General features: G+C 52.0%; 1 protein-coding gene. It reads left to right on the top strand.

The genetic code is table 11. The features are described 5' to 3' along the window. Window positions 1-498: 498 nt before the first annotated feature. The coding region (locus P1S59_14575; protein MDF1527449.1) for an AMP-binding protein at window positions 499-716 on the top strand (218 nt) is incomplete at its 3' end.

Here is a 716-nt window from a genome sequence, read left to right as displayed (position 1 = left end):
CTCATGGCAGGCAGGGTTTCACAGGGTAAACCCCGGTTTCCTGTTAAAGCGGCAAGAGCTGGCTCTCACAGAGGGCAGAGCTCACAGAGGAAACCATAGGGCTGGGGGAGAACGTAGCGCAATACCCAAAACTGATTTTTTCACCACAGCAGGGACACTCCCAGTCCCTACCACAGGGTTTCACAGGATGACCCCACGCTGTCATCGCGCTTGTCACGCCGAAACTTCAGTGAAGGCGGAAGCTGTAGACCATGCGAAGCGATCTCAGGGTTTAAAGCTGTAGCGCAGAGTAAGACAGACGTATCTTCTCCTCACCTGAATTGGTTTTTCTTTGAGAGATTTGAGTCTTTAGCGAATCACGCCGAGGGCGTGATGAACGAGCGAGAGACAATATCCTTGAACCAACCACTGATTAGAAAGTATGGTTTACCCCTTTTAAACCCTGTGGTGCGGTCTGGAAATGACCGCGCTGTGGTAAATTAGCTTTAAAGACTTCCCATGAATGCTGCCGCCTACCTACTTGACAACGGACTGACCACCGACAAGGTCGCCTTACTCACCAGCGAGGGTGATTTCACCTACTCCCAGCTGGAAAAAGGGGTCTTGAGCGTAGCGGCCTACCTGCGATCTGAGGGAATCTCAAAAGGGGATCGTGTCCTCATTGTCGCCGATTCCTCATTCTTCTGGGCTGCCTCCTACCTGGGAATTATCCTCAC

The organism is bacterium, assembly GCA_029210965.1.
Taxonomy (GTDB): Bacteria; BMS3Abin14; BMS3Abin14; order BMS3Abin14; family BMS3Abin14; genus JALHUC01.
Note: the sequence above shows the minus strand (reverse complement) of the source record. Positions and strands in the feature narration are given on the sequence as shown.